Below are 24,878 nucleotides of genomic sequence, written 5' to 3'. Positions count from 1 at the left end.
TCATGACAAAACTGGCAGCCAATCTGACCATGCTGTTCAACGAAGTGCCCTTCATGGAGCGCTTCGAGGCGGCCGCGAAAGCCGGCTTCAAGGGCGTGGAGTTCCTCTTCCCCTACGCTTATCCGGCCGCGGACATCGCCGCCCAGCTGGAAACCCACCGCCTCGAGCTGGTGCTGCACAACCTGCCGGCCGGCAACTGGGAACGCGGCGAGCGCGGCATCGCCTGCCACCCGGACCGGGTCGAGGAATTCAAGGAAGGCGTCGACAGCGCGATCGCCTACGCCACCGCGCTGCGCGTCAAGCAGGTCAACTGCCTGGTCGGCATCCTGCCGCCGGGCGTCAGCCGCGAACAGGCGCAGGCGACCCTGGTCGCCAACCTGGCCTACGCCGCCGGCAAACTGAAGCAGGCCGGCATCCGCCTGCTGGTCGAGCCGATCAACACCTTCGACATCCCCGGCTTCTTCCTGTCGGGCACGGCGCAGGCGCTGGAGCTGATCGCCGCCACCGGTTCGGACAACATCTTTGTGCAGTACGACATCTACCACATGCAAAGGATGGAGGGCGAACTGGCCAACACGATCAAGGCCAACCTGGCCAGCATCGGCCACGTGCAACTGGCCGACAATCCGGGCCGCTTCGAACCGGGCACCGGCGAAATCAACTACCGCTTCCTGTTCACGCTGCTCGACGAGATCGGCTACCAGGGCTGGATCGGCTGCGAATACAAACCGCGCGCCGGCACCGTCGACGGTCTGGGCTGGCGCGCCGCGCACGGTCTCTAAACGCGGCGTTTAATTTCACATCAATATTCAGGAGAATTATCATGGCAAAAATTGGCTTTATCGGTCTCGGCATCATGGGCGCCCCAATGGCGGAAAACCTGCAGCGCGGCGACCATAAACTGTACCTGTTCGACCAGAAGAACCCGCCCTTCAGCCTGATCGAAGGCGGCGCCACCGTCTGCACCTCCGGCGCCGAAGTGGCGAAACGCGCCGACATCATCATCGTCATGGTGCCCGACACGCCGCACGTCGACGCCGTGCTGTTCGGCGAGAACGGCGTCGCCGCCGGCCTCACCGAAGGCAAGATCGTCATCGACATGAGCTCGATCTCGCCGATGGCCACCAAGGAATTCGCCAAGCGCATCAACGCCCTCAAATGCGACTACCTCGACGCCCCGGTTTCCGGCGGCGAAGTGGGCGCCAAGGCGGCCTCGCTGACGATCATGGTCGGCGGCCCGCAGGCGGCGTTCGACAAGGCGCTGCCGCTGTTCGAACTGATGGGCAAGAACATCACCCTGGTCGGCGCCAACGGCGACGGCCAGACCACCAAGGTGGCCAACCAGATCATCGTCGCGCTGAACATCCAGGCCGTCGCCGAAGCGCTGCTGTTCGCCTCCAAGGCCGGCGCCGACCCGGCCAAGGTGCGCCAGGCGCTGATGGGCGGTTTCGCCGCCTCGCGCATCCTGGAAGTGCACGGCGAGCGCATGGTCAAGCGCACCTTCAACCCGGGCTTCCGCATCGAGCTGCACCAGAAGGATTTGAACCTGGCCCTGCAAGGCGCCAAGACGCTCGGCATCTCGCTGCCGAACACCGCCACCGCGCAGGAACTGATGAACTCCTGCGCCGCCCACGGCCTGGGCGGCATGGACCACTCGGCGCTGTGCCGGGCGATCGAAATCATGTCGAACCACCAAATCGCCGAAGCGTAACGGCAGAGGGTAGAACCGCGGGTCGGGCGACGACCCGCGGTCCAACCCGACCCGCGCCCCGTGCGCAACCAGAACCGAGAGACATCCAATGACACCCACCAATCCAAAACAATTTTTACGCAGCGTCTACGACAGCGCCGTCGACGCCGTCAGCGCCGCCAAGTGCCTGCCCGCCTTCCTGCCAACACCGCCGGTCAACGGCCGCACGCTGGTCATCGGCGCCGGCAAGGGCGCGGCCGCCATGGCCAAGGTTGTCGAGGACAACTGGCAGGGCGAATTGAGCGGCCTGGTCGTAACGCGCTACGGCCACGGCGCCGACTGCAAGCGCATCGAGGTGGTCGAGGCGTCCCATCCGGTGCCGGACGAAGCCGGCCAGGCGGCCGCGCAGCGCATCCTCGACATGGTCCAGGGCCTGAGCGAAAACGACCTGGTGATCTGCCTGATCACCGGCGGCGGCTCCTCGCTGCTGGCGCTGCCGGCGCCCGGCATCACGCTGGCGCAGAAGCAGGCGATCAACAAGGCGCTGCTGAAAAGCGGCGCCGCCATCAGCGAAATGAATTGCGTGCGCAAGCACCTGTCGGCCATCAAGGGCGGCCGCCTCGGCCTGGCGTGCGCGCCGGCCCGCGTGGTCACGCTGCTGATCTCCGACGTGCCGGGCGACGACGCCGGCACCATCGCCAGCGGTCCGACGCTGCCCGACGACACCACCTGCGAGCAGGCGCTGGCGATCCTCAACAAATACGCCATCGCGGTGCCCGCCAACATCGAAGAACACCTGAAGAGCGACGCCGGCGCCACCCCGGGTTCCGACGACCCGCGCTTCGCCCGCAACGAGCAGCACATCATCGCCATCGCCCAGGACGCGCTGGAGGCGGCCGCGCAGACCGCGCGCGCGGCCGGCGTCACCGCCCACATCCTGTCCGACGGCATCGAAGGCGAAGCACGCGACGTCGCCATCGTGCACGCCGCGCTGGCCAAACAAATCCACGGCCGCGGCCAGCCGTTCACGCGGCCCTGCCTGGTGCTGTCGGGCGGCGAGACCACCGTCACCGTGCGCGGCAGCGGCCGCGGCGGACGCAACGCCGAGTTCCTGCTCAGCCTCGCGGTGGCGCTGGACGGCCACCCGGACATCTACGCGCTGGCCTGCGACACCGACGGCATCGACGGCTCCGAAGACAACGCCGGCGCGCTGTACGGCCCGGACTCGGTGCAGCGCGCCGAACGCCAGGGCATCCGCGCCAAAAATATGCTGGAGAACAACGACGGCTACGGCTTCTTCCTGGCGCTCGACGACCTGATCGTCAGCGGCCCGACCCGCACCAACGTCAACGACTTCCGCGCCATCCTGATTTTGTAAATCGCCTTGGCGTGTCGTAGGTCGGATGAGCCTAGCGTAATCCGACCTGGTCCGTAGCGGCGCGTGCCGGCTTACCCGACCTACGACATCGCGCCAACTTAGCACCCCGCCCCACCCTCTTCAAGATCGAAAAACCACCATGCGCCGTCTCCGCCAAGCAAAAATCGTCGCCACCCTAGGCCCCGCCAGTTCCGACCGCGCCACCATCCTGGCCCTGTTCGAAGCCGGTGCCGACGTCTTCCGTTTCAATTTCAGCCACGGCACCCACGCCGACCACCAGGCCCGCTACAACATCGTGCGCGACATCGAACGCGCGGTCGGCCGGCCGATCGCCGTGCTGGCCGACATGCAGGGTCCGAAACTGCGCATCGGCCAGTTCGAGGACGGCAAAATCACCCTGAAGACGGACGACGAGTTCACCCTCGACAACGACCCCGCGCCCGGCAACCAGCAGCGCATCTGCCTGCCGCACCCGGAACTGTTCGCCGTCATCACGGCCGGCCAGTCGCTGCTGCTGGACGACGGCAAGCTGCGCCTGCAAGTGCTCGACAGCGACGCCGGCAGCATCCGCACCCGCGTCGTCAACGGCGGCGTACTGTCCGACCGCAAGGGCGTCAACGTGCCCGACGCGGTGCTGCCGATCCCGGCGCTGACGGTGAAAGACCGGCGCGACCTGGCCTTCGCGCTCGACATGGGCGCCGACTGGATCGCGCTGTCGTTCGTCCAGCGCCCGGAAGACGTGATCGAGGCGCGCGCGCTGATCGGCCAGCGCGCCGGCGTGCTCTCGAAGCTGGAAAAACCGGCGGCGCTGCTGCAACTCGACGCCATCGTGCAAGCCTCCGACGCGGTCATGGTCGCGCGCGGCGACCTCGGGGTGGAACTGCCGCCGGAGCAGGTGCCGGGCGCGCAAAAGCGCATCCTGCGCAGCTGCCGCGCGCACGGCGTGCCGGTCGTCATCGCCACGCAGATGCTCGAATCGATGATCACCGCGCCGGTGCCGACCCGCGCCGAGGCGTCCGACGTCGCCAGCGCCATCTACGACGGCGCCGACGCCGTCATGCTGTCGGCCGAATCGGCCAGCGGCGCCTACCCGGTGGAGGCGGTGACGATGATGAACCGCATCATCAACGAAGTCGAAAAAGACCCGCTCTACCGCGACATCATCGACGCCCAGCACGTGCCGCCGCTGTCGAACAAGGGCGACGCCATCTGCGCGGCGCTGCGCAGCGTGACGCAGATCGTCGGCGCGGTCGCCACCGTCACCTACACCACCTCGGGCCACACCAGCCTGCGCGCCGCGCGCGAGCGGCCGTCCGCGCCGATCCTCAGCATCACGCCGAAAATCGCCACCGCGCGCCGCCTGGCGCTGGTCTGGGGCGTCCACTCGACCGTCGGCAGCGACGTCCACAACGTCGACGAAATGGTCTCGGTTGCCTGCCGCACCGCGCTCAAGGAAGCCTTCGCCAAGGCCGGCGACCAGGTCGCCATCGCCGCCGGCATGCCGTTCGGCCAACCCGGCACCACCAACCTGCTGCGCATCGCCGAAGTCTGGCCGCAAGAGGGCGCGAATGTCCCTGCGCACTGGGGCTAACAGCCTGGCGCGGGCCGGCGCCGCGCCCGCGGCGGCGCCGCGCCTGCCGACGGCGCTGCTGGCCAGCGTCGCCCAGGTCTACTTCCAGCAGGCGCCGCTGAGCGGTGCCGCGCTGATGCTGTGCCTGTGGCTGAGCAGCCCGGCGATGGCGCTCGGCTGCCTGCTGGGCGCGGCCGGCGCCATCGCCGCCGCCTGCGCGGCGCGCCGGCCCGGCGCCGACATCGAACAAGGCCTGTACTCCTACAACGGCGCCCTCGGCGGCGCGGCGCTGGCCGCGCTGTACCAGCCGACGCCGGCGCTGCTGGCGTGGATCGCCGGCGGCGCCGTCGCCACCGCCGCCGCGACCCACCTGTTCCTGCGCCGCGGCGGCGCGCCGGCGCTGACCGCCCCCTTCGTGCTGCTGATGCTGGCGGCGGCCGCGCTCGGCCCGGCCGCCGGCTTGCAGGCGCAGCCCGCCGGCGCTGGTTGCGGCGGCGGCCGCGGCTTGGCCGGCTACGCCTTCTGCGTCATCGGCCAGATCAACTTCATCGACTCGCTTGCGCTCGGCGCGCTGCTGCTGGCGGCGCTCAGCCAGCACGACTGGCGCTACGGCGCCTGGGCCATGGCGGCGGCCGCGCTGGCCTGGTATCTGCTCACGCTGGGCCAATTGTGGCCGCAGGCCGGCAGCGCCGCGCAGGCCACCGGCATGGGCGTGAACTGCGTACTGGCCGTGCTGGGCCTGCGCGCGCAGCGGCGCGGCCGGGCCGCGCGCGTGCTCGGCGGCCTGGGCGCAATCGCCTTCAGCCTCGCGCTTGGCAAGCTCGGCCTGCCCTACTTCACGCTGCCCTTCGTGCTGGCGACCTGGGTCACGCTGTACTTGTCCCGGCCGCGAACATCTACAAAAATCACAGTGAAGCCTGCGTAGATCTGTTCGGGGAACGCGCGGTGCACGTTTGCTTCCGGCACACGGCGGAGGGCTTGAGGCGGCGGCGGGCCTTCGACGAGGCGGCCCGGGAGGTCGACCTGGTCAGGATAGAGCGCGACTACTGGCGCAGCCTCGCAGCGGCGCCGCCGCAGCCGGCGTCAACACCGGCGCCCCGGTGAACGACTAGGACGCCATATTGGCCGCCGAATACGCCGCCCTGAAGACGCCGGCCAGGGCCGGCGCGCCGGGGAACAAGGCGGGAACGCGGCTCACGGTGTTCGGCCTGGTCACCCTGGAATGCGGGCTTGCCGGCATTGCCGCAGGACGGCGGCGATGTGGTTGACGCCGGCCTCGATCTCGGCCACGCTCAGGGCGCCATAGCCCAGCACCAGGCCGGGCAGCTTGCGCGCGCCCCGGCAGTAGTGCGACAGCGGCACCACGCGGACGCCCTTGCCGGCCAAGGCGGCGACGATGGCCGGCACGTCGTCGCCGTCGGCCAGGCCCAGCACCGTGTGCAGGCCCGCCTCCGTGCCGAGCACGTCGGCGTGCAGGCCGAAGCGCCGCAGGTTCGCCATCAACGCCGCGCGCTTGCCGGCGTAGACGCGGCGCATGCGCCAGATGTGCTTTTCCAGCTCGCCGGCGTCGACGAAGGCGGCCACCGCCGCCTGCAGCATCGCCGCCGGCTGGTCGCCGCGGATCAGCCGGCGCGCCATGAACTGCTCGCGCAACGCCGCCGGCACCACCACGTAGGCCAGCCGCATCTCCGGCGTCAGCACCTTGGAAAAGGTGCCGATGTAAATGACGCGCTGCGCGTCCAGGCTGCGCAGCGCCGGCAGCGGCAGCGCGTCGAAGCGGAACTCGCTGTCGTAGTCGTCCTCGACGACGTAACCACCCGCCGGGCCGGCCCAATCGAGCAGCGCCTGGCGCCGGCCCAGCGACATGCGGTGGCCCAGCGGGTATTGGTGCGACGGCGTGACGTACACCATGCACGGCGAGCCGGCCGCCCGCGGCAGACCGTCCACGCGCAGGCCGTCGCGGTCGACGCCGACGTCGCACAGCCGCAGCCCGTGGCTGGCGACGACGGCGCGGGCGCGCGGATAGCCCGGCTCCTCCATCATCGCCGCGCCGCCGCGGGCCATCACGGCGCCGCAAACGAGGTCCAGGGCGTCGGCCGAACTGCCGGTGATGAAGACGTCGCCGGCGTCGCAGGCAAAGCCGCGCGAGCGCGCCAGGTAGGCGCAAATGGCGCCGCGCAAGGCGATGTCGCCGCGCGGATCGGCGTACTTGCCGCTCATCCCGGCGCGCAAGGCCTGGCGCCAGCAGCGCCGCCAGGCGTCGCCCTGGAGGAAGCCGATGTCCGTGTTGCCCGGTTTGAAATCGATCGGGGCCGGCGCCGGCGCGGCGCCGCCGGCGCGCCACCGGGCCGGCGCGCCCGGGGGCTGCGCCCGCTTGGCCACCAGGTCGTTGGCGATAAAGCTGCCGGCGCCGCGCACCGATTCCAGCAAGCCCTCCGCCGCCAACTGTTCGTAGGCCGCCTGCGTCACCGTGCGCGACACGCCCAGTTGCTCGGCCAGGCGCCGACTGGACGGCAAGCGCAGGCCGGCCACCAGCGCGCCGGCCATGGCCCGGCCGCGCAGCTCGGCGATCAGTTGCGCCGTCAGCGTCGTATCGCTGTCGCGCTGCAGCAACAGGGCAAAGTCAAGCTCGGGAACCGGCAACATGTAATTGGATATCCAAAAATTCCATCAATTGGATATTGTAACAGGGCCACTGCACGGTAATACTGGGGGCGTTTCATCCATCCACGACCAATTACGCCACAACAGGAGCACACTTGATGACTGCAACAACCGTTCGCGCCCTCACCGCCGCCGATTACGCCAGCTGGAAAACGCTGTGGGACGGCTACCTGGTTTTCTACGAAGCCAGCTTGCCCGACGAGACGACGCAAACGACCTTCCGCCGCCTGCTGGACGGAAACGAACCGATGCACGCGGCGCTGGCCGAAATCGACGGCGTCGCGGTCGGCCTGGTGCATTTCATCGAGCACCGCACCTCTTGGTCCACGGCCAACACCATGTATCTGCAAGACCTGTTCGTGAGCCCGTCGGCACGGCGCCAGCGCGTCGGCGAAGCGCTCATCGAACACGTCTACCGCGAAGCGCGCGAGCTGGGCTGCGCCAAGGTGTACTGGCTAACGCATGAAACCAACCACACCGCGATGACCTTGTACAACCAGATCGGCGAAAAAACCGGGTTCGTCCACTACCGCAAGGTTTTCTAGGACGCGCCGGCGGCAACCCATTTTCGTCGGTCGGATTACGCTGTCGCCGCGGCGGCGGCGCGGTAGATACGAGCGCGGCTTTAACGCCCCTCAAGCGGACCGGCGTCGACGGGCGCCCGCGGCATCGGCACGACGGCGGCCGCTTCCGGCGCCGGCATGGCGATGGCCGCTTCCGGCACCAGCACGACGCCGGCCGCCTGCGCCAGCTCGCCTGACGGCGCGGGCGCACTGGCGGCGGGCGGCGGCGCGCTTTTGCGCCCGGGCGCGGATGTCCGGCGCACCGCGTCGGGGGCCCTGCCCCACCAGAACTTACCCGACAGGCGGCGCTCGGCTTCGGCCGGGAACGGCTGCGCCGCGCGGATCGCGGCGGCGACCGCGTGGTCGAAGGCGAGGTAGCGCGAAGCCTGCGTTTTGCGCAGGCGGAACAGGGTACCGTCCAGTTTTAAATCCACTTCATACGCGACGACGCCGGTGCCGGGCGCGTTCGCCGGCGGCGCGTAGCGAATCTTGTCCTTGATGCGGCCGAGCAGCTCGCCGCTGAGCGGTACAAACGGCGGCGACGTGTAGCGCGGCGACTGTACCGGACCGTGGCGCGGAAACGCCACGGTCGGCACCGCGCGCGGCGGCAAGGTCGCGTCCAGCGCGCTGACCAGAATGGCAATGGCGACGACCACGTACAGCGCCGGAAACGACGCCCTGGCGCGCTGCGCCGGCACGCCCTCCGTTCCGGTCAGGCGGTACAGCCGCCGATAACACCAGCGCTTCCACGACGGCACCTGCCGCTCCAGCAAGCGCCACCGCGGCAGCGCCGACGTCGGCGCAAGCAATCGCAGCCAATGCGGAAAGCGCAACGCCAGGGTTTCCGCGCCGGGCAGGTAGCGCACCAGTTCGGCGTGGCTCGGCGCCGTCTCGCCGCGCAGCCGCGCCAGCACAACGCGCTGCGCCTCGCGCACCGGCTCCGCCTGGAAGTCGAACAGGTATTTTTCATCGATGGCCCGGTTCAGCAAGACGCCGGCGTCGCCCAGCGCCGCCAGCCTGCGGCGGTCGTGCTGCCATCCGAAATCCAAAGTGGCCGCGTTGAACAGGCCCTCGTGGCCCGGCCGCCAGCCGGCGGCCAGCAAGTCGGCGAGCAAGCTTTCAAACAAGGTGCGCGCGTGAATGTTCAACAGGCGCTCGTCGGCCAGGCTACGCCGCAACTCGGCCTGCCACAAGCCGGCGTCGTCCGGCGTGGCCCAGGCGGCAATCGCGCCGCCGGCGGACAGCAATTGCTCCAGCACGGCGGCGCCGGCTTGCCGCGGATCGAGGCCGGCAAGCCCGGCGCCAAACGGCGGCGGTGGCGGCGCGGCGCGGTACTGTTCGACCCACAGCATGGCCGCGTCGTAGGCTTCGCGCAATTGGTGGAATTCGGCAACGGCGTTGTCGTGGCCGATCAGTTTCAGCTCGCGCGCATAGGCGCGCCTGAGCGCGCGCCGGACCGCGCGCGCGTCGATGCCGTCCTCCAGGTGGAGGCGGCGCGGAAAGTCGATCGCGCTCGGCATGGGCGTTTCCCCTATCGGTGGTGCACACGGAATGCGCCCCCCACTACGGCGTTGGCGCTATCGAAGCGTAGCTGGAATCGCCCCGCTCCTCCCTGCCAAATATCAAACCGGCCGGAGCGGCGGGCGACGAAAGTTCAAGCATCGACACCGCCCCAGCGCCGCGCGCTTCGATGATCAGATCGGCGGGCCGCCGCGGCGAGCACGCAACCAGACAGTGAAAAATAATGAGTGGAAAAAAAACACAAACCCGAGCTGGACGACACCGACCGCACCGTCCTGCGCCTGCTGCAACAAAGTCGTCGAGCCGGCTGCCGGTGCCCGGCTAAGGCTGCCCGGCGGCGCGCCGGGCAATACTGGCGACGCCTATTTTGTGACGGCCAGCAATTGGCGCTTGCCCTGTTTGTAGGTGTACAGCGTCAACGTGCCCTGTTGCATGTCGCCCCTGGCGTCGAAGGCGATGTCGCCGGTCACGCCCTTGCGGTGGATTTTCGCCAGCTCGGGCAGGTATTTCTCCGCTTGCCAGGAGCCGGCTTTTTGCATCGCCTCGACCATCGTCATCACGGCGTCGTAGGCGTACGGCGAATAGGTCTGCGCCTCGATGCCGTATTTCTTCTTGTACGCCTCGTTGAAGTCGTCGATGCCCTTGCGGCCGGCATCCTCGACGCCGCCGGCCTCGGCGCAAATGAGCAGGTCGTTGGCCATCGCCTCGCCGGCCAGCGCCGCCATGCCCTCCGAACAAATGCCGTCGCCGCCCATGAACGGCAGATTCATGCCGAGTTGCTTCATTTGCCGCAGCATCGGCCCGGCGACGGCGTCCATGCCGCCGACGAACACCAGGTCCGGCTTTTTCGCCTTGATCGCTGGATGGCGTTGAAGTTGGTCGCCTTGTCGTTGGTGAACTGGGTCGCGACCACCTTCACGCCGGCGCCCTTGGCGCTCTTGCTGAACTCGTCGGCCACGCCCTGGCCGTAGGCGGTGCGCTCGTCGATGACGGCCACCCGTTTGGCGCCGCGGCGGACCAGGTCCTGCGCGGCAATCGCCGCGTTGTTCAGATAGCAGTAGCCGCCCATGTATTCGGCGGCGGCGTGGTGGCCCGGCGGGCGGCACAGCGCGAAGGCGCCGCGCGCGCCGTCGGCCAGCGCCCGCGCGCCGGTCAGCGCCAGGTTGGCGCTGCTGCGCACCGCCTCCCAGGTGCCGCCGGTGATCGGCACGCCGGCGCCCATCGAATAGAAGCCCGGCTTGCCGTCGATGTGCTCGGGTTCGACGTCGGCGCGCAAGTCGCGCACCGGCCAGATCAGCGGCAGCGCGTCGTGCCTGCGCCCGACGGCCAGCCAGTCGGCCCAGGCGTTTTCCAGGAAACGAATGTAACGCGGCGTGTGCGCCGGGCTGTACAGGGACGACGCGTAGTCGGCCGGCCCGACCACGGCGCCAAGGCCGACCGCGCCGATGCGCGCCAGCACGGTGTCGGCCCGGCGCGGCATTTCGACGCTGGGTTGGAGGACGCCGTCTTTCAGTTCGGTGCCATGGTGGAGGCGGTGCTTGTCGCTATAAATGGTCAGCATGGGTGTTCGCAGCAGAGCTAAAGGGTGCGAACAGTATGCTGCGCGGCGCAAGAAATTACAGTGCCTTATGGACTAGTAAAATTATCCGTTTTGAGTCTGACAGACTCAAAAATACGAAAAAACCGAATGAATCCCCTCAATTCCCCTAAATCCTCTAAATGGAGGATTTTCGTAGTCGGGTTAGCCCACCAGGGCGTAACCCGACTGGCGTCGGCGGCGGCCCGGCGTCGGCTTACACGTTACGCTAATCCGACCGACGAACGCTGAACTGGCGGTATTAGCAGGCCACCGTCGCGGCCAGGCGGAAGCCGCCGATCTTGACGATCTGGTCGATGCACTCGCGCGCCTCGTCGGCGGGCGCGTTCTCCAGGCGCGCGGCGAACAGCGCCAGGATGCTGTGGCGGTCGTGGCCCTTGACGGCGACCACGAAGGGAAAGCCGAACTTCTCGTTGTACCGCCGGTTCAGCGTGTGCAGCCGGTCGTATTCGTCGGCGTTGCACAGGTCCAGCCCGGCGCCCTTTTGCTCGCGGGTCGACTCCTCCGTCAACTCGCCGCGCACCGCCGCCTGCCCCGCCAACTCCGGGTGGGCCTGGATCAGTTTCAGGCGCTCGGCCTCGGTGGCGCTGCGCACCACGCCGGCCATCGTATCGCGCAGCACGCCCAGGTCGGCGAACGGGCGCTGCGCGGCGGCGCGCCGCGCCACCCACGGCGAGTGCTCGTAGATCGCGCCCAGCGCGGCGGTGAATTCGTCGACGCTCATGTTGTTGAGCGCGGCCATGGAGTAGTTTGTCGTCATGCTGGTTTCCGGTGAGGGTGGTGGGTAATCCAGTGCTGGGCGATGTCGACGCGGCGGCAAATCCACACCTTGTCGTGCGCCTGCACGTAGTCGAGGAAGCGCTGCAGCGCGCGGAAGCGGCCGGGCCGCCCCAGCAGCCGGCAGTGCATGCCGACCGACAGCATCTTCGGCGCGTCCTGCCCCCGCGGGTCGCCCTCGGCGTACAGCACGTCGAAGCTGTCCTTCAAATATTGGTAAAAATGCTCGCCGGTGTTGAAGCCCTGCGCGGTGGCGAAGCGCATGTCGTTGCAGTCCAGCGTGTACGGCACCACCAGGTGCGCCTGCGCCGCGCCATGCGGCGTCGCCACCTCGGTCCAGAACGGCAGGTCGTCGCCGTAGTAGTCGGAGTCGTAGGCGAAGCCGCCGTGCTCGACGACCAGTTCGCGCGTGTTCGGCGAATCGCGCCCGGTGTACCAGCCCAACGGCGCGCTGCCGGTCAGGTCGCGCAAAATCTCGACGGCGGCGCGCAGGTGTTCGCGCTCGGTGGCGCGGTCCATGTTCTGGTAGTGGATCCAGCGCCAGCCGTGGCAGGCGATTTCGTGGCCCAGCTCGACGAAGGCCGCCGTCAGCTCCGGGTGGCGCTGCAAGGCCATCGCCACGCCGAACACCGTCAACGGCAGGGCGCGCCGCTCGAACTCGCGCAGGATGCGCCAGACCCCGGCGCGCGAGCCGTATTCGTACATCGACTCCATCGACATGTGGCGCGCCTCGTACGCGGCGGCGCCGACGATCTCGGAGAGGAATTGCTCGGAGCCGGCGTCGCCGTGCAGCACGCAGCTTTCGCCGCCCTCCTCGTAGTTAAGGACAAACTGGACCGCGATGCGGGCCTGGCCCGGCCAGCGGGCGTGCGGGACGTCGCGGCCGTAGCCGACCAGGTCGCGCGGATAAATCGGTGAATTCTGCATGGGGTGAAGGTCGCTCGCTGCCGTGTGGTTGAAGGCGGGATTTTCCGCGCCGTCCTGATTGAAACTCTCAATTCCAGGTTGACAAGGATGCCTACGCCGCCTAATATTGTCAACACTTATTGTATACAACTATTGAATATAGGAGCTGTCGGCAACCGGTCTTTCCGGCGCCGCGCGGCTTCCCACTTCGAGGCGTCACGCGCCTCCCTCACCTTGGAGACCATATGGGCCGTTTAACCACCCACGTTCTGGACACTGCGCACGGCAGGCCGGGCAGCGACGTGCAGATTTACCTGCACCGTATCAACGACAACGTCCGCACGCAGCTGTGCAGCACCAAAACCAACCAGGACGGCCGTTGCGGCGGTCCGCTGCTCGAGGGCGACGCGCTGCAAGTGGGCGTCTACGAGCTGGAGTTCCACATCGGCCCCTACTTCGCCGCCCTCGGCGTCGAGCTGCCGCAGCCGAACTTCCTCGACGTCATTACGCTGCGCTTCGGCGTGGCCGACGCCGGCGCCCACTACCACGTGCCGCTGACCGTCAGCCCGTGGAGCTACTCGACCTACCGCGGCAGCTGAGACGCCCGGCGCACCGTTTTTACACAACACATAGAATAGAGAGAGACAAATGGAAGGTTATTTACTGGATTGGGCCAACCTGCTGCTGCGTTGGTTACATGTGATCGTCGCCATCGCGTGGATTGGATCATCGTTTTACTTCGTCTGGCTGGACAACAGCCTGCGCGCGCCGAAAGACGCGGAACTGAAGGAAAAAGGCGTTGGCGGCGAGCTGTGGGCCGTCCACGGCGGCGGCTTCTACAACCCGCAAAAATACCTGGGCGCGCCGCGTGACCTGCCCAACGACCTGCACTGGTTTTACTGGGAGTCGTACAGCACCTGGCTGTCGGGCTTTGCGCTGTTCTCGGTGCTCTACCTGTTCAACCCGAAGGTATTCCTGATCGACCCGAGCGTGGCCGACCTCAGCCCGGCCACCGCCGTGAGCCTGGCGCTGGCCTTCCTGGTCGGCGGCTGGCTGGTGTATGACAGCGCCTGCCGCGTCCTGCGCAAACAGGAAAAACTGCTGGCGGTGCTGGTGGTGCTGCTGGTGGTCGGCGCGGCGTACGCGGCCTGCCACCTGTTCTCCGGCCGCGCCGCCTTCCTGATCGTCGGCGCCATGGTCGCCAGCATCATGAGCGCCAACGTGTTTTTCTGGATCATTCCCGGCCAGCGCACCACCGTCGCCTCGATGAAAGCCGGCGAGCCGGTCGACCCGATCCACGGCCAGCGCGCCAAACAGCGCAGCGTGCACAACACCTATTTCACCCTGCCGGTGCTGCTGGCGATGCTGTCGAACCACTACAGCATGACCTACAGCCACAAGTACAACTGGGCGGTGCTGGTGGCGATCATGGTGGCCGGCGTACTGATCCGCCAGTTCTTCATCATGCGCCACAAGGGCGTCAACAACCTGGTGTTCCCGACCGCCGCGATCGCCCTGCTGGTGGCCGTGATCGCCTGGATCGCGCCGCCCGGCGTCGTCGTGCCGGCCGAGCAGCACGCCGCCCCGGCCGCCGCCGTGGCAGCGCCAACCGCCGCCGCCAACGCGTCGAGCGCGGCCGCGACCGAAGCGTCGACCCCGACCGAGGCCGGCGCCGTGGTCGTGGCCGACGCGCCGGCCGGCGGCATCGACGCGGTGCAGCAAGTCATGACGGCGCGCTGCATCCAGTGCCACTCCGCCAAGCCGACCTTGATGCCGACCGCCGCCAAGGGTCTGATGTTCGAGACCGCGGAGCAGACCAAGGCCAGCGCCCAGCTGATCTACCAGCAGGTGGTGCTGCAAAAGGCCATGCCGCTCGGCAACCTGACCAAGATCACGGACCAGGAACGCGACATCATCGCCAAATGGCATGACGCCGGCTCGAAGTAAACGCCCGCGCGCCGCCGGCTGACAGCACACCGGCGGCGCCAAACCGGGGTCGGACCTTCCGGTCCGACCCCGGGCTTACGCCCTTGGTTTTGTTGCAAAGCCTGCGCCACCCCGCCTCACCCATACGGCCCGCCGAAAGCATCCATGCCTATCCTGCCCTCCCCCCAACGCTCTACCGCCCCGCGCCAGAACGACCACCTCGACACCAACCTGCTGCGGGTGCTGCACACGCTGCTGACCGAACGCAGCGTCACGCGCACCGCGCTCAAGCTGGGCAAGTCGCAGCCGGCGGTGAGCAACATGCTGCGCCGCCTGCGCGACATCACCGGCGACCCGATCCTGGTCGGCGGCAAAAGCGGCATGACGCCGACCGAGCGCGGCGAGGAATTGCTGCTGCTGGCCAAACAGGGCCTGGGCGTGATGGAAAGCATCGCCAACCCGGCGCCCGACTTCACGCCGGCGCTGACCCAGCGCGTGTTCCACCTGGGCGCGCCGGACTACCTGAGCGTGCTGCTGATCCCGCTGATCATGGAAACGGTGCGCGCGCGCGCGCCGCACGCCGGCCTGGTGATCCACTCGCTCAACGCCGGCTTCGACTACTCGTCGGCGCTGGAAAGCGGCGAACTCGACATCGTCATCGGCAACTGGCCCGAGCAGCCGCAGCACCTGCACCTGGCGCACCTGTTCGAGGACGAACTGGTGTGCATGCTCAACAGCGAGCACCCGGTCGTCAAGAAGGGCCTGTCGCTGAAGTACTACCTGGACATGGCGCACCTGGCGCCGACTCCCTACATGATGGGCCACCGCAGCATCATCGACAGCGCGCTGGCCGAGCAAGGCATGAAGCGGCAGATCAAGATGACCATTCCCTACTTCGGCATGGTGCCCTACGTGCTGGCGAAAACCGACCTGATCTTCACCACCAGCCACTGCTTCGCCATGCACTTCGGCCGCCAGTGGCCGATCGCGGTGCTGCCGATGCCCATGCCGATGCCGAAAATGCGCTTTTTCATGCTGTGGCACGAACGCTCGCACAGCGCGCCCGAGGTGCAGTGGTTGCGCAAGCTGGTGGCCGACGCCTCGCGCGAAGTGATGGGCAAGAACCCGTACGAGGTGCTGGGCGGCACGGCCAACGATGTAACGGTGCCACGCTAAGCGGCGCGCCGGGCGGCGGCATAGTAAATATATGGTTGCCCATGTATCATGACGACATCGTTTCCGGGTTCCGCGCCGGCTGGGAAACAGCAGTCAGCCGAGGCAGCCCATCCATCAAAGGTTTATCGTCCTATTTCTATGGCCAACATCAACGCAGCAAGCGAAGAAAAGCAGAGCACAGGCGACAGTTCGAACGAGATCGCCCACGACATCGCCGAGGCCATCGCGGCGCGCAAGCTGCCGCCCGGCACCAAGCTGCGCGAAGAGGCGCTGTGCCGCTTGTACTCGGTCAGCCGGACCAAGATCCGCGCGGCGTTGCTGATCCTGTCGAAAGACAAGCTGATCAACATCATCCCCGACAAGGGCGCCTTCGTCAGCCAGCCCAGCGAAACCGAGTCGCGCGACATCTTCGCCGCGCGGCGCATTATTGAAACGGCGCTGGCGCGCGAATTCGTCGCCAAGGCCAAGCCGGCCGACTACAAGATGCTGGAACGGCACCTGAAGGCCGAACGCAATGCGCTCTCCAGCGATAGCACGAAGGTGCGTTCGCAGCTGCTGGGCGACTTCCACGTGCTGCTGGCCGACGTCGTCGGCAACCAGGTGCTAAAGGAAATCGTACGCGAACTGGTCGGACGCAGCTCGCTGATCACCATGCTGTACCAGTCGGACCGCGACGCGGTCTGCTCGTCCGACGAGCACACCGACTTCCTCGAAGCGGCCAAGGCCGGCGACGCCGACAAGGCGGCGCACCTGATGCTGCACCACCTGAGCCACGTCGAGGCGGCGCTGCAGTTCGACGGCCGCGCCAGCGAAGGCAAAAAAGACTTGGTGTCGGCGCTGCTGATGTAAGGACGGCGCCGGTCCGGCCGGCGCGCTAGTTCGCGAAGCGCGGTCCAGCCGCGGCGCTTCCGGGACGGGCAATCCGCTTCTCGGATTCGACACCGCCGCTGGCGGCGATGCGTAACAAGACCGCCTCGGCGCGTTCAATCTCATCGAGATACTCGCCGCTTGCCGTCCTTGTGCCTAGCTGGCGCCGCACCACGTCGGACAATGCCATCCTCGCCTCCGCGTCGCCCTGCTCGACCAGCGCTTCGAGCTGCCTGACAAGGCTTGCCGCGCCGGCGTTCAACTTGACGCACGCCGGCGTTAAATTGTTTATTTGCTGAGGTCCCTGGCAAGACGGCAGCTGGTTCACTTTGGCGTGCAACTCCCTGGCGTCGCCGTTTTCCGCCACCAGCGCCGGCGCGGCGTCGGCGATGCAGTTGGCTTTGTCGCGCGCAAACGGGCTCGCATGTATAACTGCGGCGCAGCCGGCCTGGCCGCCGTCCCCGAAGTTGACCGTTTGCGCCATGGCGGCTGGCGCCGCAGCGACGCTTGAGGGCGCACTGGTTTCACCGACGGTGTAATAGCCCAGCACGACCGCGGCGATCGCCGCCACTCCGGCCCACCCGCATTTAATCATAGACATCCCAACCCTCCCGGCTGATACGCGGCTTGTCTTCGCCGAAAGACAAGCCGCGCCATACTGTTTTAGTTCGCGCGTTCAAGCAACCAACGTTGGGGAGCCAGGCCGTTGCCGGTCCATTGCTGGATCACGCCACCATCGGCGGTGCTGCCGTCCTTGTTATCCAGCATCAGCCCGCTATGGCGGTTTTTGACGGAAAAATACTCCGACGTCGTTGGTAGCAACTGCCATTGCTGGTTGCTGGCGCCGATGGCTGGATAGGATTTGACGGGCACGCCCGGCGCGGTGCCGAAGTTATAGACATCGGCGACATTGCCGTTGAAGCTAGACGTGAACTGTACGAATCCACTTCCGGCCGGGTCGAGCGTCCAGAGTTGATCCGAATTGTTCAAATTGGCCCACTGCCAGATCGCCGCGCCGTTCGCCGGGTTGGCCAAACGGTCGATACTCATGACCTTGCCGCTGGCCTCGTTACGCAGGCGATAAAGAATCGTCGCGTTGCCTTCCCCGGCGGGACGCGCGACCGGCGTACCGGGCACGCTCGGCGCGCCGATTACCGGCGTGTCGCCATTCCAGGTGATCTTTTGAATCCGCGTGGTGCGCGACAAGCCGCATCCCTGCCCCGTCGCCGGGTTGGCGTGGTAGACGACCCAGTCCTCGGTGCCGTCCGGCGACTTCACAAAACTGTTGTGGCCGGGACCGAACGCCCCGGCGCCCTTTTCCAGAATCGGCGTGGCGGACTTGCTCCAGTTGGACGCCAGCGTCAGGTCGGCGCCGAGGTTGGCGCTCAGCGTGCCCAGCTTGTAGTCATCGGTATTGCAGTAGCTGGCGGAAAAACTCATCAGCACCTTGCCGCCGTGGAGGAGGAATTGCGGCCCCTCGTTGACGGGGGCGCCGGAGGTTTCCCAGCCATAGGTCGGCGTGCTGACCACCGTACCGGCGCCGATGAGCGAGGTCGGGCTGCCCATCTTGGCAATACGGATCACTTGCGGCGCGGCGTCGTTCGCCCCGCCCATGCCGGACCAGGCCATGTACAGCTGGCCGTTAATGTTCATTACCGTCTGGTCGATCGCCCATTTGTCGTTGGCGTCGGCCACCTTGACCGGCGCGCTCCAGGTGCCGGTGGTGGGATCGGCGCTGGCGTTGGAAATCACCCAGATCCGGTGGTTCACATGGTTGTTGTCGCCCGCGGAAAAATACAGATACCACTTGCCGTTAATGAAGTTCAGCTCGGGCGCCCAGATCCACTGCGTATTACAGTTTATGCCATAGCAAGGGCCGGCCGGCGGCGTCCAAGCCGTGACCCGCTTGCCGGCGCCGATACCGCTCAGCGACGACGCCTTGGTGATCTCCAATTTGTCCCACGAGGTAAAGACATAATAGTAAGCGCCATCGGTGTGGCGCATCAAGAAGGGGTCGGCCGACGACGCGCCCGCCGGTCCGACGGGATTGATGAAGGTGCTCGACGCGGCCTGTGCCAGCGGCGCTATCGGGAACAGGCAAGCGAGCGCCGACAACGCCAGAAAACCTTTGCGAACAACAGAAACAGCCATGGTTACGTCTCCTTTATGCTGGGCCGCCTGCGTGACGCACGGCCCTATTTAACAAACTGTCCGATATGACTTTTAGCGCTTAAGGCGCCTGTTCCAACACCCATTTTTGCGCATCCAAGCCGTTATCCGGCCACTGCCGCACATTCGTGCCGTTGGCCGGCAGCGCCGACTCCAGGTCCAGCGCCTTGCCGCTGTGGCGGGCGATCAACTTGTAGCTGCCATCGCCGACATACACGGGTTTCCATTGCTGGTTCGCCGCTCCGGTGTAGGTGGCAATGTCGACGTTGGCGCCGTCGGCCGTCGCGTTGCCGGCCACCTGAAGCGCCTTGGCGCCGGCCTGGTTGACCAGTTCCCAGTAGCCATTGCCTACGTCGTAGGCAAACCAGCGCTGTGCGGTATTGCCCAGGTCCTCCCACTGCTGGACGTTGTTGCCGTCGGCCGTACCGAAGTCGGCGTTGTCGAGCACCTTGCCGCTGCTGCGGTTGGTCAGGCGGTACTTGGTGTTGTGGCGAAGCGTTGCCCGCACTTCGATCCGGTCCAGTTCGGCAAAGCCGATTCCCTTGGCCACGCGCACCGCGTTGTTGCCGGCGTTGAGCGGCACGTCGACCGAGGTGGTGCGGTAGCTGGCCCAGGTGTCGCCGGCGTAATACGGATAATTCAGCGTGTAGGCCGTCGCGCCGCCGTTCAGCGTGACCGCATGGGTGCTGTTGGCCGCCGAGCCGTTGTCGTAGCGCGCCGCCAGCGTGTAGGTGCCGGCCGTGGGAACGTTGACGTTGAACTGTACATAGCTGCCGGCGAGGTTGAGGTTGCCAACCTTCGCCCCGTTCGACGCCGACGCCTCGTTCACCGCGCCGCCGTTGACGATGCTTGCCGCCTCGGCTTCATAGCGGATCGGATCGACCTGGACGTAATCGACTTCGGCGACGCCGGCGTTAAAGCTCAGCGTGAGCGCGTTGGCGCCGGCGTTCAGGTTGACATGGGCCACCGCCGTGGCAAAGCTGCCCCAGCCGGCGCTGGCCGGATAGTTGACGACGGTGGCGGCGCCGCCGTTGACGCTGAGCTTGTGCGAGGCCGCCGCGCCGGCGCCGGTGGCGTAACGCATCGACACGGCATAGGCGCCGGCCACCGGCACGTTCACGTTGTCGAAGCGCACATAGCTGTTGGCGTCGTTGAGGTTGCCGACATCCTTGCCCCGCGACGCATTCGCGTACGACATCACAGTGGCCTGGCCGCCGAGTGCCGCATACTCGGCTTCGAAGCGGTTGTCGCCCGAGGGCGGCGGCAGGACGGTGCCGGCCGAGACCGGCTTGCCGAGGTTGGGCGAACCGTCGGTGTTCCAGCCGATTTTCTGCATGCGCATGCTGCGCTGGTCGCCGAAACAGGTATTCACCGTGGCGTCGGAATAGGCGTGGTAAATGATGTAGTCTTCGCTACCGTCCGGCGACTGCGCGAAGGCGTTGTGGCCGGGGCCGTAGGCGTTCGCCGTCGGATTGGACTGGAACACCGGCGTCGCCGACTTGGACCAGGAGGCGGCCGACAGCAAGTTACTGGTATCGGCGGCGCTCAGCATGCCCATCACGTAGCGCGGGTCGCACGAGCTGGCGGAATAGGCAATGAAGACCTTGCCGTTGCGCTTGATGACCTCCGGGGCTTCGTTGACCCACGGCCCTTGTTGCTCCCAGCTCAGCACCGGCTTGGTCAGCATGACCTGGGTGCCGGTGTCGACGTGCAGCGGGTCGGTCATGCGGGCGATATACAGGTTCGAGTTGCCGGCGATGTTGGGGTCTTTTTGCGCAAACACCAGGTATTGCAGGTTGTTGTGCATGAAGCTGGTCGCGTCGAGCGTAAAACTGTCCCACGCGGTGTGAATGCGCCCGGCCTCGGTCCAGGCGCCGGCGCTTGGGTCGGCGGAACTGTTTTCCAGCGCATACAAGCGCACGTTAAAGGCGTTGCCCGATTCACCCGCCGTGAAATACACGTACCACTTGTTGTTGATGAAATGGATTTCCGGCGCCCAGATATTGGCGCCCATGATGCCACTGGCGTGCTTGTTCCAGATCACCAGCGGCGCGGCGCTACCGACGCCGCTCAGCGTGCGCGACTTGCGCAATTCGAGCCGGTCGAATTCCGGCACCGTCGACATGTAATAGTAATAGCCGTCGGTGTGTTTGTAGACCCAGGGGTCGGCGCGGTGCAGCAGGTTGGCATTGCGAAAGCCCAGGGCATTGGCCGGCCCCTGAATTTCGGCCTGAACGCCCGCAGACGCGCCCCACAACAAAGTGACGGGCAAAAGAAGGGCCACCGCCCGCCGGGCGAGTGTAAAAATTGTCATGGAAAGTCTCCGTTATGGGTGGATATGCCGGGCCATGCACAGCGCCTGGTTTGCATGGCGGATGTACCAGTTCGGAAAGTCATACGACTTGAACGAACTCCACGCCCCGTCGGCCAGGCCAGCCACTTTGTGGAAGGTGGCGTCCGCCTTGAATCCGCTGGTGGCGTCGTTTTTGTTCAGCACTAGGTTGAAGTTGGAATGGCGCAGGGGCCCACGCGCCCAACTTGAATTGGCGACACAGGCGGATATGGATGCGCATACCCATGGCAGAACTTTTGCTACCGCTTGCCTCATCTTCGTCTCCATGCTTAATGAACAGTCAAATTCATTATTTATTATTAGTATGAATTATTGCCGCGCACCATTAAGTAATTATGGGAAGTGATGGATTCTTTTTCAAGCTAACTTGACCCGTCCCCACAAGATCTCAATGGTGGACGATGCTAACTTTTACAGGAAAATATGGCCAATCAATTATTTGGACAGGCCGATGCCTATTTGCATATCGGTTTCGGCGTGCGCGCGCCGAAAACAAAAAAAACCGGCGGCGTGAAGCCGGGGCCGGACCGTTGGAGGTCGACCCGGACTTACGCATCCGGTTTTTTATTGCGGCGGCAGTCTTGAGCGAACGCCGCGCCGTGTTAGCTGGGTTTGACGCCGGCGGCCAGCGCCAGTTCGCGCGCCAGTTCGTTGTGGCGCTCGATGACGAGCGGCAGGTCGACGGTGCCCAGCACGCCGTCGCGCACCACCACTTTGCCGTTGATGATGCTGTACGAGACGTTCGACGGCGTGCAGAACACCAGCGCCGCCACCGGGTCGTGCAGCGCGCCGGCGAAGCCGATCTGGTCCAGTTTGAACATGACGATGTCGGCCGCCATGCCCGGCTTGAGCGCGCCGATGTCGTCGCGGTTGAGCACCTTGGCGCCGCCCAGCGTGGCCACTTCCAGCGCCTGGCGCGCCGTCATCGCGTCCGGCCCGAAGCCGACCCGCTGCAGCAGCATCGCCTGGCGCACTTCGCCGAGCATATGGCCGGAGTCGTTCGAGGCGCAGCCGTCCACCCCCAAGCCGACCGACACGCCCAGGTCGAGCATCTTGCGGATCGGCGCGATGCCGGAGGCCAGCCGCATGTTCGAGCACGGGCAGTGGGCGATGCCGGTGCCGGTGCGGCCGAACATGTAGATGCCGTCGTCGTCGAGCTGGACGCAGTGGGCGTGCCAGACGTCGTGGCCGACCCAGCCGCAGTCCTCGGCGTATTCGGCCGGCGTCATCTTGAATTTTTCGCGGCTGTAGGCGATGTCGTTGGCGTTCTCCGCCAAGTGCGTGTGCAGCGACACGCCAAAGCTGCGCGCCATCGCCGCCGACTCCTTCATCAAGTCGCGCGAGACCGAAAACGGCGAGCACGGCGCCACCACGATGCGTTGCATGGCGTAGCGGCCGGCGTCGTGGTAGGTCTCGATCAGGCGCTGGGTGTCGCGTAAGATCGCGCCCTCCTCCTCGACCACGCAGTCCGGCGGCAGGCCGCCCTTCGACTGGCCCACGCTCATCGAGCCGCGCGCCGCGTGGAAGCGCATGCCGATCTGCCGCGCCGCCGCGATACTGTCGTCCAGCGTGCAGTCGTTCGGGTAAATGTACAGGTGGTCGCTGCTGGTGGTGCAGCCCGACAGGATCAGCTCCGACATCGCGGTCAGGCTGGAAACGCGCACCATGTCGGCGCTGAGGTTGGCCCAGATCGGATACAGGTTGCTCAGCCAATTGAACAATTCACCGTTTTGCGCCGTTGGAATCACCCGCGTCAGGCTCTGGTACATATGGTGGTGGGTGTTGATCAGGCCCGGCATGACGACGTGGTTGCGCGCGTCGATGACCTCGTCGGCCTCTCGCGGCAGGTCGGCGGAGGCGCCCACCTGCGCGATCACGTTGCCTTGGATGAAGACGGCGCCGTCGACGATTTCGCGGCGCTCGTCGTCCATGGTGACAAGCACGCGCGCGTTTTTGATCAAGAGAGTTTTAGTCATTTTTGTGTAGATGGTAAAGAATGAAAAAACACTGCGGAAACAATGCACGCGCACTGCGGAAACAATGTGAAAAAAACCGCGGCGGGAAAGATCCGCGCCGCGGTTGCCGCTAGTTTACACCGTCTCCAGCTCCTTGGTCACAAACGCTTGCGGCGGCGCGTCCTCGTCCTCTTCGACGGCTTCGACCGGACGCTCCGGCAGCACCAGGTTCAAGGCAATGGCGACCAGGGCGCCGACGGTAATGCCGGAACCGAAGATCTCCTTGACGAAGGCCGGCAGTTGGCCCAGCAGTTCAGGGCGCACCGACACGGCCAGGCCGCAACCGATCGAGACGGCGATGATGATGCCGTTGCGCTTGTTGTGCTCTACGTTGCTGAGCAACTGGATGCCGGCCGAGATGATCATCGCGAACATCATCAAGCCGGCGCCGCCGATGACAGGCTTCGGAATCGTCACGACGACCGCGCCCAGCACCGGAAACAGGCCGGCCATGAACAACATGACGCCGGTCAGGGCGACGACATGGCGGCTGGCCACGCCGGTCAGCGAAATGATGCCGACGTTTTGCGCGAAGGTCGACACCGGAGGGCTCGACATCACGGCGGTGAAGGCCGAACCGACGCCGTCGCACAGGATACCGCGGGCCAGGCTGCTGCCGCGGATTTTGGTGTTGGTGGCCGCGCCCAGCGCCATGAAGGCGCCGGTGGTTTCGACCATCGTCACCAGGAAGGCGATGCCCATGGCGACGATGCCGCCAATCGGGAAGCTCATGCCGTAGGCCAGCGGCTGCGGCACGGCGAAGATCTGCGCACTGTGCACCGGCGCGAAATTGACCAGGCCCATGGCCAGGCAGACGGCGTAGCCGATCGACATGCCGATCACCACGGCGGCGGCGGAAATGATGCCCTTGCCGAATTGCACCAGCGCGATCACCGTCACGAGGACGAACAGCGCAACGCCCAGGCTGGCGGGGGAGCCGTAGCCGACGCTGCCGCGCGGCACGCCGCCGGCCGCCCAGTCGATCGCCACCGGCGTCAACGACAGGCCGATCATCGTCACGACGACGCCGGTGACGGCGTGCGGGAACAGTTTGCGGATCACCGGCATGAAGCGGCTACCGATGATCATGACCAGCGAGCCGGCCAGCGACGATCCCATAATACCCGGCACGCCGTGTTCGATGCCGACGCTGATGGCCGCGCCGACGAAGGCGAAGCTGGTACCCATCACGCACGGCAGGCGGATGCCGACCGGGCCGACGCCTTTGCACTGCAGGAAGGTGACCACGCCCGAGCCGAGCAGCGCGGCGTTGATCAGGGCGATGATTTGATCGGCCGGCAGTTTGAGGGCGGCGCCCACGACCAGCGGCACGGCGATGATGCCACCGAGGGCGGCCAGCATGTGCTGGGCGGCCAACAGGAGGGAGGTCAGCAGTGGAGGACGATCCTCGACCTGGAACAGCAAGTTATTCATGTTAATTGTCTCCATCTTTTATTGTATTTAGGCGGCGCTTACTACTGAACTACTCGCTCGGCTTGCCCAGGCCGCGCGCAAATCGGGATGGTGTTAAGACTGCGCGGCAAGGATTGCTTGTCGACGTTGTGCATGGGCGCGCGCGGTGGATGGCCGCACGGTGTCACGCTGCAGAGCGGTAAGAAGGGATGATGGATAGTGCGGAGGCGGCGCCTCGCGGACGTGGTCCGGCGCGGGGCGCGAAGCAGGCGTTGCAGGCACGGCGATGGCTA

Annotated in this window: 21 protein-coding genes and 1 pseudogene; 11 read left to right on the top strand and 11 right to left on the bottom strand. The window is 66.4% G+C overall.

Going from position 1 to position 24,878, the window contains the following annotated elements; all coding sequences use genetic code 11:
- Positions 1-2 precede the first annotated feature (2 nt).
- From hyi to ACFDR9_RS02370, 5 genes are all read left to right on the top strand, one after another.
- Entirely contained in the window at positions 3-782 is a 780-nt protein-coding gene (gene hyi / locus ACFDR9_RS02390) for a hydroxypyruvate isomerase (protein WP_017874667.1), read from the top strand.
- A gap of 41 nt (positions 783-823) precedes the next feature.
- Positions 824-1,711, top strand: a complete 888-nt coding sequence (locus tag ACFDR9_RS02385; RefSeq protein WP_017874666.1) for a 2-hydroxy-3-oxopropionate reductase — start codon at positions 824-826, stop codon at positions 1,709-1,711.
- Between the two features lie 88 nt (positions 1,712-1,799).
- A complete protein-coding gene (locus ACFDR9_RS02380) occupies positions 1,800-3,068 on the top strand; it encodes a glycerate kinase (RefSeq protein WP_409029923.1) in 1,269 nt (422 codons plus the stop codon).
- Positions 3,069-3,207: 139 nt separating this feature from the next.
- Positions 3,208-4,659, top strand: coding sequence for a pyruvate kinase (gene pyk, locus ACFDR9_RS02375; protein ID WP_017874664.1), 1,452 nt, complete (start codon positions 3,208-3,210; stop codon positions 4,657-4,659).
- Positions 4,637-5,563, top strand: coding sequence for an urea transporter (locus ACFDR9_RS02370; RefSeq protein WP_409029922.1), 927 nt, complete (start codon positions 4,637-4,639; stop codon positions 5,561-5,563). The genes pyk and ACFDR9_RS02370 overlap by 23 nt, the downstream gene beginning before the upstream one ends.
- Before the next feature lie 287 nt (positions 5,564-5,850).
- Here ACFDR9_RS02370 and ACFDR9_RS02365 read toward each other — a convergent pair whose 3' ends face one another.
- Positions 5,851-7,284, bottom strand: coding sequence for a PLP-dependent aminotransferase family protein (locus ACFDR9_RS02365; RefSeq protein WP_409029921.1), 1,434 nt, complete (start codon positions 7,282-7,284; stop codon positions 5,851-5,853).
- A 116-nt stretch (positions 7,285-7,400) separates the two neighbouring features.
- Between ACFDR9_RS02365 and ACFDR9_RS02360 the strand changes: the two genes are divergently transcribed.
- Positions 7,401-7,847, top strand: a complete 447-nt coding sequence (locus ACFDR9_RS02360; protein ID WP_409029920.1) for a GNAT family N-acetyltransferase — start codon at positions 7,401-7,403, stop codon at positions 7,845-7,847.
- A gap of 80 nt (positions 7,848-7,927) precedes the next feature.
- Here ACFDR9_RS02360 and ACFDR9_RS02355 read toward each other — a convergent pair whose 3' ends face one another.
- The 4 genes and pseudogenes from ACFDR9_RS02355 to puuE all read right to left on the bottom strand — a co-directional run bounded on the left by ACFDR9_RS02355 (position 7,928) and on the right by puuE (position 12,687).
- The gene (locus ACFDR9_RS02355) at positions 7,928-9,385 is read right to left on the bottom strand and encodes a TonB C-terminal domain-containing protein (RefSeq protein ID WP_409029919.1); all 1,458 of its coding nucleotides are present in this window, start codon (positions 9,383-9,385) and stop codon (positions 7,928-7,930) included.
- A gap of 363 nt (positions 9,386-9,748) precedes the next feature.
- Positions 9,749-10,947, bottom strand: a pseudogene (locus ACFDR9_RS02350) (ABC transporter substrate-binding protein).
- 277 nt (positions 10,948-11,224) lie between these two features.
- Positions 11,225-11,743, bottom strand: coding sequence for a 2-oxo-4-hydroxy-4-carboxy-5-ureidoimidazoline decarboxylase (uraD, locus tag ACFDR9_RS02345; protein WP_017874656.1), 519 nt, complete (start codon positions 11,741-11,743; stop codon positions 11,225-11,227).
- The gene (gene puuE / locus ACFDR9_RS02340; RefSeq protein WP_409029918.1) at positions 11,740-12,687 is read right to left on the bottom strand and encodes an allantoinase PuuE; all 948 of its coding nucleotides are present in this window, start codon (positions 12,685-12,687) and stop codon (positions 11,740-11,742) included. Before puuE ends, uraD begins: the two co-directional genes overlap by 4 nt.
- Before the next feature lie 224 nt (positions 12,688-12,911).
- Here puuE and uraH point away from each other — a divergent pair, with 224 nt between their 5' ends.
- From uraH to ACFDR9_RS02320, 4 genes are all read left to right on the top strand, one after another.
- The gene (gene uraH / locus ACFDR9_RS02335; RefSeq protein WP_409029917.1) at positions 12,912-13,265 is read left to right on the top strand and encodes a hydroxyisourate hydrolase; all 354 of its coding nucleotides are present in this window, start codon (positions 12,912-12,914) and stop codon (positions 13,263-13,265) included.
- A gap of 49 nt (positions 13,266-13,314) precedes the next feature.
- Positions 13,315-14,613 carry a urate hydroxylase PuuD gene (locus ACFDR9_RS02330; protein ID WP_409029916.1) on the top strand — a complete coding sequence of 433 codons (1,299 nt, stop codon included), beginning with the start codon at positions 13,315-13,317 and terminating at the stop codon, positions 14,611-14,613.
- A gap of 144 nt (positions 14,614-14,757) precedes the next feature.
- Positions 14,758-15,768 (top strand): LysR family transcriptional regulator, encoded by a 1,011-nt coding sequence (locus tag ACFDR9_RS02325; protein ID WP_017874652.1) that lies wholly within the window; start codon positions 14,758-14,760, stop codon positions 15,766-15,768.
- Between the two features lie 138 nt (positions 15,769-15,906).
- Positions 15,907-16,617, top strand: a complete 711-nt coding sequence (locus ACFDR9_RS02320; RefSeq protein WP_017874651.1) for a GntR family transcriptional regulator — start codon at positions 15,907-15,909, stop codon at positions 16,615-16,617.
- A 25-nt stretch (positions 16,618-16,642) separates the two neighbouring features.
- Here ACFDR9_RS02320 and ACFDR9_RS02315 read toward each other — a convergent pair whose 3' ends face one another.
- From ACFDR9_RS02315 to ACFDR9_RS02300, 4 genes are all read right to left on the bottom strand, one after another.
- Positions 16,643-17,236, bottom strand: coding sequence for a hypothetical protein (locus ACFDR9_RS02315; protein ID WP_409029915.1), 594 nt, complete (start codon positions 17,234-17,236; stop codon positions 16,643-16,645).
- Positions 17,237-17,298: 62 nt separating this feature from the next.
- A complete protein-coding gene (locus tag ACFDR9_RS02310) occupies positions 17,299-18,786 on the bottom strand; it encodes a family 43 glycosylhydrolase (protein WP_409029914.1) in 1,488 nt (495 codons plus the stop codon).
- Positions 18,787-18,865: 79 nt separating this feature from the next.
- Positions 18,866-21,118: a family 43 glycosylhydrolase gene (locus ACFDR9_RS02305; RefSeq protein WP_409029913.1), complete on the bottom strand. Its 2,253-nt coding sequence runs from the start codon at positions 21,116-21,118 to the stop codon at positions 18,866-18,868.
- A 12-nt stretch (positions 21,119-21,130) separates the two neighbouring features.
- Positions 21,131-21,412, bottom strand: coding sequence for an AbfB domain-containing protein (locus ACFDR9_RS02300; RefSeq protein ID WP_409029912.1), 282 nt, complete (start codon positions 21,410-21,412; stop codon positions 21,131-21,133).
- Between the two features lie 168 nt (positions 21,413-21,580).
- On the opposite strand from ACFDR9_RS02300, the gene ACFDR9_RS02295 reads away from it, so the two are divergent.
- Positions 21,581-21,742, top strand: a complete 162-nt coding sequence (locus ACFDR9_RS02295) for a hypothetical protein (RefSeq protein WP_409029911.1) — start codon at positions 21,581-21,583, stop codon at positions 21,740-21,742.
- Between the two features lie 17 nt (positions 21,743-21,759).
- Here ACFDR9_RS02295 and ACFDR9_RS02290 read toward each other — a convergent pair whose 3' ends face one another.
- On the bottom strand, positions 21,760-23,133 hold the full coding sequence (locus ACFDR9_RS02290; RefSeq protein WP_026132392.1) for an 8-oxoguanine deaminase: 1,374 nt from the start codon (positions 23,131-23,133) through the stop codon (positions 21,760-21,762).
- Positions 23,134-23,247: 114 nt separating this feature from the next.
- Positions 23,248-24,606, bottom strand: coding sequence for a uracil-xanthine permease family protein (locus tag ACFDR9_RS02285; protein ID WP_409029910.1), 1,359 nt, complete (start codon positions 24,604-24,606; stop codon positions 23,248-23,250).
- Positions 24,607-24,878: the final 272 nt, after the last annotated feature.

Origin of the sequence: Janthinobacterium sp. CG_23.3 (assembly GCF_046115965.1) — a bacterium.
Taxonomy (GTDB): Bacteria; Pseudomonadota; Gammaproteobacteria; order Burkholderiales; family Burkholderiaceae_D; genus Janthinobacterium.
This window is presented reverse-complemented; position numbering and strand designations above follow the sequence as displayed.

Bases quoted from the DNA above. Each gene is read 5' to 3' on its own strand.
- hyi (WP_017874667.1), top strand. From the start codon at position 3: ATGACAAAACTGGCAGCCAATCTGACCATGCTGTTCAACGAAGTGCCC.
- ACFDR9_RS02385 (WP_017874666.1), top strand. From the start codon at position 824: ATGGCAAAAATTGGCTTTATCGGTCTCGGCATCATGGGCGCCCCAATG.
- ACFDR9_RS02380 (WP_409029923.1), top strand. From the start codon at position 1,800: ATGACACCCACCAATCCAAAACAATTTTTACGCAGCGTCTACGACAGC.
- pyk (WP_017874664.1), top strand. From the start codon at position 3,208: ATGCGCCGTCTCCGCCAAGCAAAAATCGTCGCCACCCTAGGCCCCGCC.
- ACFDR9_RS02370 (WP_409029922.1), top strand. From the start codon at position 4,637: ATGTCCCTGCGCACTGGGGCTAACAGCCTGGCGCGGGCCGGCGCCGCG.
- ACFDR9_RS02365 (WP_409029921.1), bottom strand. From the start codon at position 7,284: ATGTTGCCGGTTCCCGAGCTTGACTTTGCCCTGTTGCTGCAGCGCGAC.
- ACFDR9_RS02360 (WP_409029920.1), top strand. From the start codon at position 7,401: ATGACTGCAACAACCGTTCGCGCCCTCACCGCCGCCGATTACGCCAGC.
- ACFDR9_RS02355 (WP_409029919.1), bottom strand. From the start codon at position 9,385: ATGCCGAGCGCGATCGACTTTCCGCGCCGCCTCCACCTGGAGGACGGC.
- uraD (WP_017874656.1), bottom strand. From the start codon at position 11,743: ATGACGACAAACTACTCCATGGCCGCGCTCAACAACATGAGCGTCGAC.
- puuE (WP_409029918.1), bottom strand. From the start codon at position 12,687: ATGCAGAATTCACCGATTTATCCGCGCGACCTGGTCGGCTACGGCCGC.
- uraH (WP_409029917.1), top strand. From the start codon at position 12,912: ATGGGCCGTTTAACCACCCACGTTCTGGACACTGCGCACGGCAGGCCG.
- ACFDR9_RS02330 (WP_409029916.1), top strand. From the start codon at position 13,315: ATGGAAGGTTATTTACTGGATTGGGCCAACCTGCTGCTGCGTTGGTTA.
- ACFDR9_RS02325 (WP_017874652.1), top strand. From the start codon at position 14,758: ATGCCTATCCTGCCCTCCCCCCAACGCTCTACCGCCCCGCGCCAGAAC.
- ACFDR9_RS02320 (WP_017874651.1), top strand. From the start codon at position 15,907: ATGGCCAACATCAACGCAGCAAGCGAAGAAAAGCAGAGCACAGGCGAC.
- ACFDR9_RS02315 (WP_409029915.1), bottom strand. From the start codon at position 17,236: ATGTCTATGATTAAATGCGGGTGGGCCGGAGTGGCGGCGATCGCCGCG.
- ACFDR9_RS02310 (WP_409029914.1), bottom strand. From the start codon at position 18,786: ATGGCTGTTTCTGTTGTTCGCAAAGGTTTTCTGGCGTTGTCGGCGCTC.
- ACFDR9_RS02305 (WP_409029913.1), bottom strand. From the start codon at position 21,118: ATGACAATTTTTACACTCGCCCGGCGGGCGGTGGCCCTTCTTTTGCCC.
- ACFDR9_RS02300 (WP_409029912.1), bottom strand. From the start codon at position 21,412: ATGAGGCAAGCGGTAGCAAAAGTTCTGCCATGGGTATGCGCATCCATA.
- ACFDR9_RS02295 (WP_409029911.1), top strand. From the start codon at position 21,581: ATGGCCAATCAATTATTTGGACAGGCCGATGCCTATTTGCATATCGGT.
- ACFDR9_RS02290 (WP_026132392.1), bottom strand. From the start codon at position 23,133: ATGACTAAAACTCTCTTGATCAAAAACGCGCGCGTGCTTGTCACCATG.
- ACFDR9_RS02285 (WP_409029910.1), bottom strand. From the start codon at position 24,606: ATGAATAACTTGCTGTTCCAGGTCGAGGATCGTCCTCCACTGCTGACC.